12 protein-coding genes are annotated in these 13,329 nt (G+C 41.5%); 11 read left to right on the top strand and 1 reads right to left on the bottom strand.

The window, feature by feature from the left end; all coding sequences use genetic code 11:
* Window positions 1-1,099 precede the first annotated feature (1,099 nt).
* From cas6 to csm6, 7 genes are all read left to right on the top strand, one after another.
* The gene (cas6, locus tag FZ952_RS02290; protein WP_148880431.1) at window positions 1,100-1,834 is read left to right on the top strand and encodes a CRISPR-associated endoribonuclease Cas6; all 735 of its coding nucleotides are present in this window, start codon (window positions 1,100-1,102) and stop codon (window positions 1,832-1,834) included.
* A complete protein-coding gene (cas10, locus tag FZ952_RS02285) occupies window positions 1,815-4,103 on the top strand; it encodes a type III-A CRISPR-associated protein Cas10/Csm1 (RefSeq protein WP_148880430.1) in 2,289 nt (762 codons plus the stop codon). The genes cas6 and cas10 overlap by 20 nt, the downstream gene beginning before the upstream one ends.
* Window positions 4,104-4,233: 130 nt before the next feature.
* Complete coding sequence (gene csm2, locus FZ952_RS02280; protein WP_187423851.1) at window positions 4,234-4,623, top strand: type III-A CRISPR-associated protein Csm2; 390 nt, start codon at window positions 4,234-4,236, stop codon at window positions 4,621-4,623.
* Window positions 4,620-5,330: a type III-A CRISPR-associated RAMP protein Csm3 gene (gene csm3 / locus FZ952_RS02275; protein ID WP_148880428.1), complete on the top strand. Its 711-nt coding sequence runs from the start codon at window positions 4,620-4,622 to the stop codon at window positions 5,328-5,330. The genes csm2 and csm3 overlap by 4 nt, the downstream gene beginning before the upstream one ends.
* Before the next feature lie 11 nt (window positions 5,331-5,341).
* A complete protein-coding gene (csm4, locus tag FZ952_RS02270; protein ID WP_148880427.1) occupies window positions 5,342-6,250 on the top strand; it encodes a type III-A CRISPR-associated RAMP protein Csm4 in 909 nt (302 codons plus the stop codon).
* On the top strand, window positions 6,247-7,368 hold the full coding sequence (csm5, locus tag FZ952_RS02265) for a type III-A CRISPR-associated RAMP protein Csm5 (protein WP_148880426.1): 1,122 nt from the start codon (window positions 6,247-6,249) through the stop codon (window positions 7,366-7,368). Before csm4 ends, csm5 begins: the two co-directional genes overlap by 4 nt.
* 4 nt (window positions 7,369-7,372) lie before the next feature.
* The gene (gene csm6, locus FZ952_RS02260; RefSeq protein WP_148880425.1) at window positions 7,373-8,710 is read left to right on the top strand and encodes a type III-A CRISPR-associated CARF protein Csm6; all 1,338 of its coding nucleotides are present in this window, start codon (window positions 7,373-7,375) and stop codon (window positions 8,708-8,710) included.
* 50 nt (window positions 8,711-8,760) lie between these two features.
* On the opposite strand, the gene FZ952_RS02255 is transcribed toward csm6, so the two are convergent.
* Window positions 8,761-9,669 carry a LysR family transcriptional regulator gene (locus FZ952_RS02255; protein ID WP_062198484.1) on the bottom strand — a complete coding sequence of 303 codons (909 nt, stop codon included), beginning with the start codon at window positions 9,667-9,669 and terminating at the stop codon, window positions 8,761-8,763.
* Between the two features lie 186 nt (window positions 9,670-9,855).
* On the opposite strand from FZ952_RS02255, the gene FZ952_RS02250 reads away from it, so the two are divergent.
* The 4 genes from FZ952_RS02250 to pyrE all read left to right on the top strand — a co-directional run bounded on the left by FZ952_RS02250 (window position 9,856) and on the right by pyrE (window position 13,216).
* Window positions 9,856-10,662 carry a dihydroorotate dehydrogenase electron transfer subunit gene (locus FZ952_RS02250; protein WP_148880424.1) on the top strand — a complete coding sequence of 269 codons (807 nt, stop codon included), beginning with the start codon at window positions 9,856-9,858 and terminating at the stop codon, window positions 10,660-10,662.
* 12 nt (window positions 10,663-10,674) lie between these two features.
* The gene (locus tag FZ952_RS02245) at window positions 10,675-11,613 is read left to right on the top strand and encodes a dihydroorotate dehydrogenase (RefSeq protein WP_148880423.1); all 939 of its coding nucleotides are present in this window, start codon (window positions 10,675-10,677) and stop codon (window positions 11,611-11,613) included.
* A 205-nt stretch (window positions 11,614-11,818) separates the two neighbouring features.
* The gene (gene pyrF, locus FZ952_RS02240; protein ID WP_037618089.1) at window positions 11,819-12,511 is read left to right on the top strand and encodes an orotidine-5'-phosphate decarboxylase; all 693 of its coding nucleotides are present in this window, start codon (window positions 11,819-11,821) and stop codon (window positions 12,509-12,511) included.
* Window positions 12,512-12,586: 75 nt separating this feature from the next.
* A complete protein-coding gene (gene pyrE, locus FZ952_RS02235) occupies window positions 12,587-13,216 on the top strand; it encodes an orotate phosphoribosyltransferase (protein ID WP_125373497.1) in 630 nt (209 codons plus the stop codon).
* The last annotated feature ends 113 nt before the right edge of the window (window positions 13,217-13,329 follow it).

Genomic DNA, 13,329 nt, shown 5'->3' with positions numbered 1-13,329 from the left:
GGTACGGAAACAAAGTGGCTATCTATGTTAGGGTATCAACGACAAAGGTTAGCCCCCCCACATCCTCGAGAGGGGACGGAAACAAAAAATCTTTTTCATTGTAATATACCAAGCCGCCGTTAGAACCCCCAAAATCCTCGAGAGGGGACGGAAACAACGCCAAGAAGACACATACTAGAAGAACCACTACCGTTAGATTCCCCCTAATCCTCGAGAGGGTACGGAAACCTCAACTTCTTGTTCGCTGACTTCGTAAACTTTGGTAGACCCCCCCAAATCCTCGCGAGGGGACGGAAACCAAGTTCGATCCATTTACGATGTTGTTGGCTCATGCGTTAGAACCCCCCAATCCTCGCGAGGGTACGGAAACGTTTTGCTACCATGCTAAACAGAATGGTTATCAAACCAGTTAGCCCCCCAAAAAATCCTCGCGAGGGGACGGAAACTCATTTTTTACACCCTCCTAAAATATGATTACACCTAATTAGACCCCCAAAAATCCTCGAGAGGGGACGGAAACCTTGCTCACTTCTTCGGTTGATAGCCGGTAAAATGTGTTAGAATCCCCCTAATCCTCGCGAGGGTACGGAAACCTTTAGTATATTTTTGCCATTGTTACACCGTATTCGTTAGAACCCCCATAATCCTCGAGAGGGGACGGAAACTCATAATCTGTAGCGTCATTTTGAGGACGACCCCAGTTAGAATCCCCCAAATCCTCGAGAGGGGACGGAAACTAATTAAGTAAATATTTTTGGTTTGCTGCCGACTGTTAGAACCCCCATAATCCTCGCGAGGGTACGGAAACTCATTTCACTTGTTGTTGAAGTAGGATTACTTGCAGTTAGAACCCCCCTAATCCTCGAGAGGGGACAGAGTAGATGGGGGCTTTTTTACTTTCTCTCAGCTTCTTGCTTTGCCAAGAAAGAAGGATGTTGGCTGCTTAAGCTTTTTTAAACGCTTTAAAAATATTGACAACGCTTTCAAAGCTTGATATAATAAGCTCAGTAAATAATAATCGTTCTAAAGGGCGCCATGAAATCGGTGAAACATACTTTTGCCTTTTTCGGGCGCTTTTGCAGTATAGAGAGGAGAGCGTGTGAAGAAAGTAGAGTTACATTTATCAAAGACAAGACTAAAAGATGAAGAATTGGTCAGTAAGCTTCAGGGCTTTTTGATGGCGCAGATTTCGCCAGACTTTGCGACCTTTCTCCATGAGCAGGAGACCAATCCCTACTCGATGAACCTGACCTCCACGCGCGATGAGTCGGTGTGGGTTGTCAATTTGCTTTCAGAAGAGGCGGAACAGCAAATGCTAGCTCCCTTATTAAACTTGGAAACCATCAAGCTAGAGAGCTATGCTGAGGAAATCCTTGTCAAAAAGGTGGAAATCCACTCCTTGTCCCAGCAGACCTTGCTGGATATTTACCAAGATGATGATGCTTCCCACCTGATACGCGTCCATTTTTATACGCCAACGACCTTTAAGCGTCAGGGGCAGTTTGTGCTATTTCCAGACACGCGCCTGATCTTTCAAAGTTTGATGCAAAAATACAGTCGACTGGTGGAAGGAAGAGCGGAAATCGAAGAGGAGACCCTGCAGTTTTTAGCAGACCATAGCCAAATCACCAGCTATCATCTAAAAAGTCATTATTTTCCAATTCATGGACGAAAATACCCCGCCTTTGAAGGCAGGGTAACGATTCAGATAAAGGGAGTATCCACGCTCAAAGCTTATGCCCAGATGCTCCTAAAATTTGGTGAATATGCCGGCGTCGGCACAAAGTGTAGCCTAGGAATGGGAGGGATGAGAATTGAAGAAAGAAAAGATTGATTTGATTTACTGCGCCTTGTTTCAGAATCTTGACCGTATTGTCAGTCGCTCACTTGGCCAGTCTGATGATATAGACTTAGGAAAAGCATGGTTAAAGGAACAACTTCCTCAGCTGGATTTGTATGAAGATAGCAGAGCAGGAAAGATCGTTAGCTTAGCAGATCGTATTGCAAGTGGTTTACCAGATGATAGAAAGGTTATGTCAGATAAACTTTTCTACCCTCAAGCAGATATTTTTAATGCTTTCAAAGAGGACAAGGGTTCTCGTTATCAGAAATTTGAAGTTCTGACAGATGATAGTGAACTCAATATTGCCAGCCACGAAGCAGTTGATATTAGTCAAGACTGCTATAAGGAACTACTGAATATTTTGACTGAAAAACTGCAACAACTTCCCTTAGAGGAAGAAAGCTTGCCATTCTTTTTCAATCTTTGGCGGAGGTTGTTTTCGAAAGTACCTCTACTTTCTGGTGACAAGGAGCTGGGAGATCTTTCTCTAGCAGAGCATAGTCGATTAACAGTTGCTTTTGCTACTGCGATTTTTGATTATTTGAAAAGTCAAGACCAATATACTCTACTAGATGATGAATCCAAATTTTATAGAGAGCCAGCTTTCTTACTAGCTAGTTTTGATTTGTCTGGCATTCAGGACTTTATCTACAATATTGCCAGCAAAGGGGCTTCTAAGCAACTCAAGGCTCGCAGTCTTTATCTGGAATTTATGAGTGAAAATATTGTGGATAGTCTCTTGGAGAAGTTGGCGCTATCACGTGCCAATGCCCTTTATGTCGGTGGAGGCCATGCCTATTTCGTTCTACCCAATACAGAAGCTACAGTGGCAGCTTTGGAGCAATTTGAAATAGAATTTAACAGTTTTCTACTGAAGCATTTTCAGACAGGTCTTTATGTTGCTTTTGGTTGGGCACCATTTGCCGCAGAGCAGATTATGAAATACCGTTGTGGCTCGGTTGCTAGCTATCTACAACACTATCGCGAGATTTACCAAGAAACTAGTCGGATAATTTCTGAAAAGAAAATCTCTCGCTACGATGCAACTACCCTGCGAGAGCTCAATAAGGGTGGTAAACAGTCTGAACGGGAGTGTGAAATTTGCCATGCAGTTGGGGAGATTGAGATGCTGCGGATAGGTGGTGAGGATGTGCAAAATCTCTGTCCTATTTGTCGTGAGCTTAGAGGTTTTGCTGCTAAAATTCATACTTTTGACGATACTGAAAAGGAAGACTATTATTATTTTCAAATTGTAGAGGGAGAAGAAGGACTGCCGATTGGCCCTGAAGCTGTATTGCTGGCTGTTGATGAAGATGATATTTCCACCTCTGGTCGTTTATATGTGAAAAATAAATTTTCTACGAATAATGCTGCTATTCACGTCTTTATAGGAGACCGTCAGGCAGCAAATATTGAAGACTATGCAGGTCTATCTCAAAAAGAAATCGAAGGAACTGAGGGAGTAGCTAAGGGAATTAAGCGGCTGGCCGTTTTGCGTTTGGATGTAGACAATCTAGGTGCAGCTTTTATGGCTGGATTTTCTAAGCAGGAAGGTGGAAGCTATAATACTCTTGCTCGCTCTGCTGTATTTTCTCAGCAGATGAGTCTTTTCTTTAAGTTTCACATTAACCAATTTGCAAAGGATAAGAATTTGACGATTATCTATGCAGGTGGTGATGATGTATTTGCGATTGGCAGCTGGCAGGATGTTATAGATTTTGCGGTTGATATTAGGCAGAAATTTATTGCTTTTACAAATGGGAAGCTGACCTTATCTGCAGGTGTTGGGCTTTATCCAGACAAAACTCCGATTCATCTGATGGCTTTGGATGCTGGACAACTTGAAGAGGCCGCCAAGGACAATGGTAAAGATAGTATTTCTCTTTTCAATGAACGGTACACTTTCAAGTTTGATGACTTTATTAATGAGATTTACAAAGGGAAATTGAAGGATATTCGGAAATATTTCTCTAGTCAGAAGGATAGGGGGATCAATTTTCTCTATCGCTTGGTTGAACTTTTGCAACTCAATGATAAAGAAATGTATAAGTCACACGGTTCTTCTGATGATAGAAGGATGAATGTTGCCCGCTTAGCCTACCTACTGGCGCGAATGGAAGATGAAGCCAGCAAAGATGAGAAGGAACATTTCAGAGAATTCAAAAATGCTTTTTGGAATTGGTATAAGAGTAGCAGTAAAACACAGAGAGAAGCAGAGTTAGCTCTCATCTACTATCTATATGAGATTAGAAAGGTATAAAAAGATGGCACCGTACGAAAAAAATAAAAATAACCGAAATAACGGTGGAAAGAAATTTCAAAACAATCATAATCAAGATAGATATGGTAATCAAAGTAATGAACAAAAATGTTTCAAGCTTGAGCCGCCTATTTTGACGGATGATTATGTCGATAAGGCTGAGAAGGTTATTCGTAAGTTGGATAATTCAGGGAAATACGAAAAAGGACCAAGTAAGGGCAAGATGAAATTCAAATTAACCAGTACACAAATTCGTAATTTAGCTGCTTTGACCAGTAATCTTTTTGACGAAAGTAAAACCAAAAATGATATTGAAGAGTTAAGAGAAAAAATTTCCTATTTGAGGATTCAGTTTGTTTACCAATCTGGAAGAGAACCAGCTGTAGAAGATTTTGTTAAAAAAGCAGGTTTATTAGAAGCGTTGACAGAAATTCAAAATATACCTAGTTTGCAGCGCTTCTGTCGGTATATGGAAGCTTTGATTGCATATTTTAAATTCAACGGAGGAAGAGATCAATGACTTATTCAAAAGTAAAAATTTCAGGAATTATTGAGCTGAAAAGCGGACTTCACATTGGAACCAGTAATGCCTTTGCAGCTATTGGTGCTACCAATAATCCTATTATCAAAGATCCCCTTACGAATCTTCCCTTCATTCCTGGATCTACTTTAAAGGGGAAAATGCGCAGCTTGCTTTATCGGACAGACTACAATAACAATACAACTGCTGAATTAAGCGAAGATAGCTTGGAAATCAGCCGTCTCTTCGGGAATGCAAAAAAATGTAAAATTGGTCGCTTAGTTTTTCGAGATGCCTTTCTAAACAACAAAGAAGAGCTAGGTAAAAGAGTATCTACTTACACAGAAGTTAAGTTTGAAAATACGATCAATCGTATTACTGCTGAAGCAACTCCTCGACAAGTTGAGAGAGCGATCCGTGAAAGTCAATTTGCTTTTGAGATTATCTATTCTATTCAGGAGAAAGAACTCACTGAGGTCGAAAAGGATATGGAAATTCTCAAAGCTGGTTTTGAATTGTTAGAATGGGATTACTTAGGAGGTTCTGGCAGTCGTGGCTATGGTAAAGTGTGTTTTAAAGACTTTGAGGTTAAGACTGTCTTTGGTAAATTTAATGAGAATAGGATTAAAAAAGCCCTGAAACCATTTACTAAGGATGAGTCCGATGGTGGAGGAAGTGCAGAGACCCCAGATTCAGAAATTAAGTAAGGAGATCTGCTATGGCCTATCAACTCTATAAATTAGATTTTAAGTCTGCTCATTTTGGTGAAGGTCATTTGGATGATTCGGTCATGACTTTCACGGCAGCCCGTCTTTACTCTGCCTTAGTGCTTGAAGCTATCAAGGCGGGGGTCTTAGATGAGTTTGAGAATTTATCTCGACAAGAGGATTTTGTGCTGACTGATGCTTTCCCCTATATGGAAGCCCCTTATCTCCCTAAGCCAATCGGCTATCCATTATTAGATAAAGTAAACCGAAGTGAAGATATTATCAAACAGCGGGAAGAAGCAAAAAAAGCAAAAAAATTAGCTTTTATTAAGCTGGGGGATTTTGACCGTTTTCTATCTGGAAATAGTATCATCGGTGAATATCTGGCTACAAAATCAGTTAACACAAAAAACCAGCCCTTCCAAGATGGAAATCTTTATCAAGTTGCTTCAGTTCACTTTGATAAAAGCAGTCTGTATTTTATAGCCAATCAATCTGATTTGTTGGATCGTTTGTTGGAAAGTCTACAGTTCAGTGGGATCGGAGGGAAGCGCAGCAGTGGTTACGGTGGTTTTACTCTGGATAAAACTGTTGCCCAGCCACTGGATTTTTTGGAAAAATTAACTGTTAACCATACAGGCAAAGTCATGACTTTGACAACTTCCTTGCCGGTAGATAGTGATTTGGAAATAGCAATGAATGAGGGGCGTTACTTACTGAAAAAGGGAAGTGGCTTTGCATTTAGTGAGAAAATAGAGTCTAATTATCGTAAGCAGAATCTTTACACTTTTAAGGCAGGTTCAACCTTTTCCAAAACGTATAATGGTCAAATCTGTGATGTCAGGCCAAGTAATGAGTTTCCTCATCCAGTCTGGCATTATGCTAAACCTTTATTTTATATATTGGAGGAATCCAAATGAAAACAAAATATAGGAAATTTAAGTTGACCCTGTGGACTTTAGCGCCAGTGCATATCGGGAGTGGTCTGCTTCATACCGCTCGTGAGTATATCCTTGAAGGGGACGAATATTACTTTCCAGATATGACTCTGCTTTATGACGAATTTATCAAACAAGGTATCGATGAAAAATTTCAAAAGTTCTTAATTAACTCTGATAATAAAACCAATCGAATAAGTGATTTTCTAGCTGAGCATGGCATAACAAAACGTGATTTTGGAGGTTATAGACTTCAAGCAACAGGACTTGAAAAGCCTAAAGGAGATGATGCAATCCGAAATCAGGAAACGACAGACCCAGGAGAAATCAATGGCGTTCATCAATTTATGAGAGATTGTTACGGTAACCCTTATATCCCGGGCAGCTCTCTTAAAGGTGCTATTCGCACTATTTTGATGAATACGCATTGGCACTCAACGAATTTTAAGCAGGAAAATAAAAAAGGCAAAATCGTTGAAAATAAGAAAGCGATTCCTTGGGGACCAACTAGACGACAGAGACATGAAAAAATAAAACCTTTTGATGATATTTTTAATGAAATTCGTGTCTCAGATAGTCAGCCTTTGACAAATGATGATTTAATTCTTGTTCAAAAGTGGGATTTTAGTCCAGATAAAGATACAAAGCCGCATTCACTAAGTATCTATCGTGAAGCTCTGAGACCTGGAACTAAGATGGAATTTGAAATCATTACCGCTTCAGGTTTTAAAGGTGGAAGAGCCGGCGAGCTCGTTGCTTCTCTTGGAGAATATGCACAAAAATTTTACTTTGGAGTGACAGAAGATGAAGCCTATGAAGGCTACGAAGATTTCTTTCTAAAGAAATTTCCTAATCATTTAATTCAGAACAATGAACCCTATCCCCTCTATCTAGGTGGTGGAAGTGGTGCTTGGACCAAAACAGTTTTTAGGCAGGCGGATGGCGAAGTTCAACAACGACATGAGAAAATGTCTGGACGAGGGGCTCTAAAATTGACAAAGGCGCCTTTTTTAACCGTTGATGGTGAAATAGAATTAATTAATAATGCAGAGAATTTCTATGAAATGGGCAAAACCTGTTTTACGATTATGGAGGAGTAACAAGATGAAGACGTTGATTACATTTATCAGTCAGTATGACCCGATTGGTGTTGAATTTGTGGATACAAAACAAGATAATGTAGATGGTCCTCAAAAAAGATTTAGACCCAACTTCGGACAGGACTTGACTGTAGCTTCAGTAAAAAACTATGAAAATGATGACTATAAGCTAAGGATATCAGACGGTGCTGCTCTTTTTATTATAAAAAATGAATTACCTGACAAAATTATTGTGATATATAGTGACGAGATGAAGGTAAAACAGGAAAACTTTGAAGCAGCTGTTCAAGCTGTTTACGATGGAAAAGAAGCTCCAGTGATACAGAATGAACATGTAAAAGAAGGGATTCACGAATTTGATACAATGTATAAATTCGTGGAAGAAATTCTTAACAGAGAAGATATGTCACAAGGGAATTATGTTTTAAATGTGACGAGTGGCACTCCTCAGTGTCAAGCTGCTATGTATGCTATCAATTTTGTCAAGGATTATGACACAAGGCTTGCTCGGGTGAATTCTCCAAGAAGTGAGAAGACAAATCAATCAAACCAAGGAGCTCCCTGGTTTGAAACTGCTACCTTTAAATATTTTTTGGAAAAACAAGCCTCAGATTATAAAGACAATCGTCAGTTGGGGATTGAAAAAGGAGAGAAGTTTAAAAATAATTTACTACAACGGACCTATAAAGATTTCATTTTGAAGTATGAATACAAAGCGGCGTTAGATATATTAAAGGCAAATTCCGATATCATTTCTAATAGACAAGATCAAGAAAATTCAAAACATATATTAGAAAACATGATTAGTGTTTTTCAAAAACAGAGAGTTCTTGAAGAGCTTGCAGCTGATGCTAAATTGAAATATAATGACACAGACGAGTTTCAAAAAGTGTTAAACTATTATCTGATGATTGATATTCTAAACCGTAGAGGTCAAGTGACTGATGTGCTTGTCAAGGCAAAATCCTTTGCGGAGTTTATCTTGAAATCTGTAATTGAGAGAAGGCATCCGGATTTAAAAGTAATTAAAAAAATTAAGAGAATTAATATCTTTGATATGATTAAAATTCTCAACCATTATGATGAATATTCTGAATTTGAAACTTCAATTTCTAAAGTTCAGGATGTAAATTCTCAAAGAAATAAAGTTGCTCATGGACTGGCTGGAATCTCAGTAGAGCAAGAGGAATTGGATGAATTAGTGAAAGGTTTGAAGGAGCTGGTCACTACAGCATATTCTGATATAGATGTCTCTTTATATCAGAAATATTTTGATTATTATGACACAAAGAATCAAGAGTTAATCAGATATCTTTATAGGGAAACCAAGTCTCAAAAATAGAAAAAACACCTAGAGCCTGCAGTAAGCTGCCTGCTTCTAGGTGTTTTACTTTATTTATCAAACTGTACTTCCTCAATCAGGTACTCGATAAAGCGCTCTCCCATCTTGGACAGGCTGGCTTTTTCGTGCTGGATGTAGACCAGCTCGATTGGGTCATCGATGTCCAGTGGGATAGAGACGATATTGTCGCCGTTAAGGTTGCTGTTGAGAATACCGGTGGCGATGGTGTAGCCATCCAGACCAATCAAGAGGTTAAAGAGTGTTGCGCGGTCGCTGACCACGATAGACTTTTTGTGGTGCTCCTGCGAAAGGATTTCTTCTGAAAAGTAGAAGGAATTGTGCGTACCTTGGTCATAACTGAGATAAGGGAAATCCTCTAAGTCGGACAGTTGTACCAGCTTCTTCTTGGCCAGCGGGTTGGACTTGCTGACAAAGATATGGGGCTGCGCTGTGAAGAGATGGGTCGCGATCAGATGGCTGTCGTCCAGCATTTTGGACAAGACATCGCGGTTATAGCTGTTGAGGAAGAGCACACCGATTTCGCTGCGGAAGTTTTTCACATCGTCAATGATTTCCCAAGTCCGAGTCTCCCGTAGGAAGAGCTCGTATTTTTCCATGTCGCTTTTTTTGAGGAGTGACACAAAGGCGTTGACCACAAAGGCATAGTGTTGGGAAGAAACGCTGAAAAGTTCGCGATTGGCGACGGGGTTCTTATAGCGTTCCTCCAGAAGCTGGGTCTGCTCTACCACTTGGCGGGCATAAGAAAGAAACTCCATGCCGTCCTTGGTCAGGGTAATGCCCTTGGGATTGCGAATGAAGATGTCAATGCCCATTTCATTTTCTAGATCCCGCACGGCGTTGGATAGACTAGGCTGGGTAATAAAAAGTTGCTTGGCAGCCTCATTCATGCTGCCTGTCTCGACGATTTTGATAATGTAGTGTAATTGTTGAATTCTCATAGGTCTATTTTATCATATTAGCATTGACAAAACACGGTTTAAGTTGTAAAATATTTTAAATTCAACCTTTAAGGAAGTCCAGAGAGACTGCAAGGAAACGGAAAAAGAACAGAAGGCTCAAATGCCTTTCTTTTGTAAAACCTTGCTGCGGCGAGGTTTTTATCATATAAGGAGAAAGAGGGTATCATGGTTAGCGAAAGCTGTAAAGAGAGATTTGGCAAGATTATGCTGGAGCAAATGGAGCTGCTGGATCAAGTAGAAATTGCGCCTCAGATTTTTTCGATGCGTCTGAGAGGCCAGATGGTGAGCCAGATGCAGGTCGGGCAATTCCTGCACATCCGAGTGCCAGATGATAGTAAGCTGCTACGACGGCCCATTTCAATATCGGAGATTGATCGAGAGCAGCAAATCTGCCGGATCATTTACCGAGTTGAAGGTGGCGGTACGGCAATCTTCTCTCAGCTCCCTGTCGGCAGCTATCTTGATGTCATGGGGCCTCAGGGGAATGGCTTTGATTTGTCTCCTGTAGAAAAGGGCGATAAGGTCTTGATTATCGGTGGTGGTATCGGTGTGCCTCCTCTCTTACAAACGGCGAAAGAACTCCATGCTAAGGGGGTTCAAGTCACTGCAGTATTAGGCTTTGCCAATCAATCTGCGGTTATTCTGGAAGAAGAATTTCGTGAGTGTAGTCAGCTGTTCATCACTACAGATGATGGGACTTACGGTCAAAAGGGCTATGTATCAACCATTGTCGACGAGCTGACTGAGGATTTTGCTGCGGTCTATTCTTGTGGGGCGCCAGGTATGCTTCAGTATGTGGATCGGAAATTTCACGATCATCCCCATGCCTATCTATCAATGGAGTCTCGGATGGCTTGTGGCATGGGCGCCTGCTATGCCTGCGTCGTTCATGTAGCAGGTCAGGATGAAGCAGTTAATAAGCGGGTCTGCGAAGACGGACCAGTTTTTGAGACTGGAAGCATCGTGCTTTAGGAGGATAAAGAAATGACTGAAAATCGTTTAAAAATTTCTCTGCCAGGTCTAGAGCTGAAAAATCCAATCATCCCAGCTTCAGGCTGTTTTGGTTTTGGTCAGGAATATGCCAAATATTATGACTTGGACTTGCTTGGCTCGATTATGATCAAAGCGACGACACAAAATCCTCGCTTTGGCAATCCAACGCCCCGTGTGGCTGAGACGCCAGCTGGTATGCTCAATGCTATCGGCCTCCAAAATCCAGGTGTAGATGCAGTTTTGGCTGAAAAACTTCCTTGGCTGGCTCAGCACTATCCAGACTTGCCGATTATTGCCAATGTGGCCGGTTTTTCCAATGAAGAATATGCTTATGTATCTGGAAAAATCTCCCAAGCCCCCAATGTCAAGGCGATTGAGCTCAATATTTCCTGCCCCAATGTAGACCACGGCAATGCGGGGCTTTTAATCGGGCAAGTTCCTGAGCTAGCCTATGAGGCAGTAAAAGCAGCAGTTGCTGCCTCCCAAGTCCCAGTCTATGTCAAATTGACCCCCAGCGTAGCAGATATTACCCAAGTGGCCAAAGCGGCAGAAGATGCGGGCGCGAGCGGACTGACCATGATCAATACCTTGGTGGGAATGCGTTTTGATTTAAAAACGAAGCGGCCCATCATTGCCAATGGAACGGGTGGTATGTCTGGCCCAGCTGTCTTTCCTGTTGCGCTCAAGTTGATTCGTCAGGTTGCTCAGTTCACCAAACTGCCAATCATTGGCATGGGCGGAGTTGACTCGGCAGAGGCGGCGCTGGAGATGTTTATCGCCGGTGCATCAGCTATCGGTGTCGGAACGGCGAATTTTACCGATCCATATGCCTGCCCCAACATCATAGAAAAGTTGCCGCAGGTCATGGATAAATACGGTATCGATAGCTTAGAAAGCTTGAGAAAAGAAGTCAGAGAAAATTTACTTTAAGCTCTATTTTCTCTTGACAAACTACCCAGTAAATTATAGAATGATTAGGATAAAACCTTTAAAGAAGTCCAGAGAGGCTCTAAGGCTCATACGTTTAAAATGGCAGATTCTGCCTAATTTTCGTGTAACCTTGCTCTCGGGCAAGGTTTTTTCTATGATTTTAAATCATTGCTATTTTTAGTAAATAATAAGGAGAACCTACCTCATGCGTGAAGAACGTCCCATTATCGCCCTAGACTTTCCATCCTTTGATGATGTCAAAAACTTCCTGGAGCATTTTCCTGAAGATGAAAAACTGTACGTCAAAATCGGCATGGAATTCTTTTATGCCATTGGTCCAGAAATTGTGCATTATCTGAAAGGTTTGGGACATAGCATTTTCCTCGATTTGAAATTGCACGACATTCCTAATACCGTGCGTTCAGCTATGTCTGTTTTGGGAACATTCGGCATTGATATGGTGACAGTTCATGCAGCTGGCGGCGTTGAGATGATGCGGGAGGCCAAAAAAGTTCTCGGTGACAATGCGAAGCTGGTAGCGGTAACCCAGTTGACTTCAACTAGCGAAGAAGACATGCGCGACTGCCAAAATATCCAAACAACCGTGCAAGAATCCGTTGTCAATTATGCCCGCAAGGCCAAGGAAGCTGGGCTGGATGGGGTTGTTTGTTCAGCCTTGGAAGTTGAGCTGATCAAGGAAGCTACGGCGGACGATTTTCTTTGTGTGACGCCGGGTATCCGGCCAGCAGGTGCTGAAATCGGTGACCAAAAACGGGTCATGACGCCGCAGGAAGCTCATCAGATTGGCAGCAATTATATTGTGGTTGGTCGGCCGATTATTCAGGCTGAAAATCCTTGGGATGCCTATCATGAAATTAAGAGACAGTGGAACAGCTAAGCAAAAATAAGACTTTCAAATGAAACCTTCAAACGAAACGAATAGCTTAAAAAACAGATTTATAAGGAGTACAAAATGACTTTAGCCAACGATATTGCACGCGACTTGTTGAAAATCAAAGCGGTTTACTTGAAACCAGAGGAGCCTTTTACTTGGGCTTCTGGGATTAAATCACCGATTTATACGGATAACCGAGTGACTTTGGCCTACCCAGAAACTCGGACTTTGATTGAAAATGGCTTTGTCGAAAAAATCCGTGCGGAATTTCCTGATGTGGAAGTGATTGCGGGTACGGCAACAGCAGGCATTCCTCACGGGGCTATCATCGCCGACAAGATGAATCTACCTTTTGCTTATATCCGCAGCAAACCAAAAGATCACGGGGCGGGTAATCAGATTGAAGGGCGTGTCGCTCCTGGTCAAAAGATGGTTGTGATTGAAGATTTGATTTCCACTGGTGGGTCTGTCTTGGATGCTATTGCAGCAGCCAAGCGTGAAGGGGCAGATGTGATTGGTGCTGCAGCAATCTTCACCTATGAATTGCCCAAGGCGGATAAGAACTTTGCGGATGCAGGCGTGAAGTTAGTTACCTTGTCAAACTATACAGAGCTTATCCACTTGGCCGAACAAGAAGGCTACATCAATGCAGAAGGATTGGCTTTATTGAAGAAGTTCAAAGACGATCAAGAAAATTGGCAAAATTAAGAAGGTACGAGGAGGCGGGATGAGGATGTCCCTGTCTCCTTTTTAGGGGTGATTTTTGATGTCGTTCACTTTTTAAAATAGCAAAAAAACCTTGATTTTGTTATAATGAAGCT

It is taken from the genome of Streptococcus sp. Marseille-P7376, from assembly GCF_902460385.1.
Taxonomy (GTDB): domain Bacteria; phylum Bacillota; class Bacilli; order Lactobacillales; family Streptococcaceae; genus Streptococcus; species Streptococcus sinensis.
This window is presented reverse-complemented; position numbering and strand designations above follow the sequence as displayed.

Excerpts from the sequence above, each read along its gene's own strand:
- csm3 (WP_148880428.1), top strand. The coding sequence starts at position 4,620 with ATGACTTATTCAAAAGTAAAAATTTCAGGAATTATTGAGCTGAAAAGC.
- csm5 (WP_148880426.1), top strand. The coding sequence starts at position 6,247 with ATGAAAACAAAATATAGGAAATTTAAGTTGACCCTGTGGACTTTAGCG.
- pyrE (WP_125373497.1), top strand. The coding sequence starts at position 12,587 with ATGACTTTAGCCAACGATATTGCACGCGACTTGTTGAAAATCAAAGCG.
- FZ952_RS02255 (WP_062198484.1), bottom strand. The coding sequence starts at position 9,669 with ATGAGAATTCAACAATTACACTACATTATCAAAATCGTCGAGACAGGC.
- csm4 (WP_148880427.1), top strand. The coding sequence starts at position 5,342 with ATGGCCTATCAACTCTATAAATTAGATTTTAAGTCTGCTCATTTTGGT.
- FZ952_RS02250 (WP_148880424.1), top strand. The coding sequence starts at position 9,856 with ATGGTTAGCGAAAGCTGTAAAGAGAGATTTGGCAAGATTATGCTGGAG.
- FZ952_RS02245 (WP_148880423.1), top strand. The coding sequence starts at position 10,675 with ATGACTGAAAATCGTTTAAAAATTTCTCTGCCAGGTCTAGAGCTGAAA.
- pyrF (WP_037618089.1), top strand. The coding sequence starts at position 11,819 with ATGCGTGAAGAACGTCCCATTATCGCCCTAGACTTTCCATCCTTTGAT.
- csm6 (WP_148880425.1), top strand. The coding sequence starts at position 7,373 with ATGAAGACGTTGATTACATTTATCAGTCAGTATGACCCGATTGGTGTT.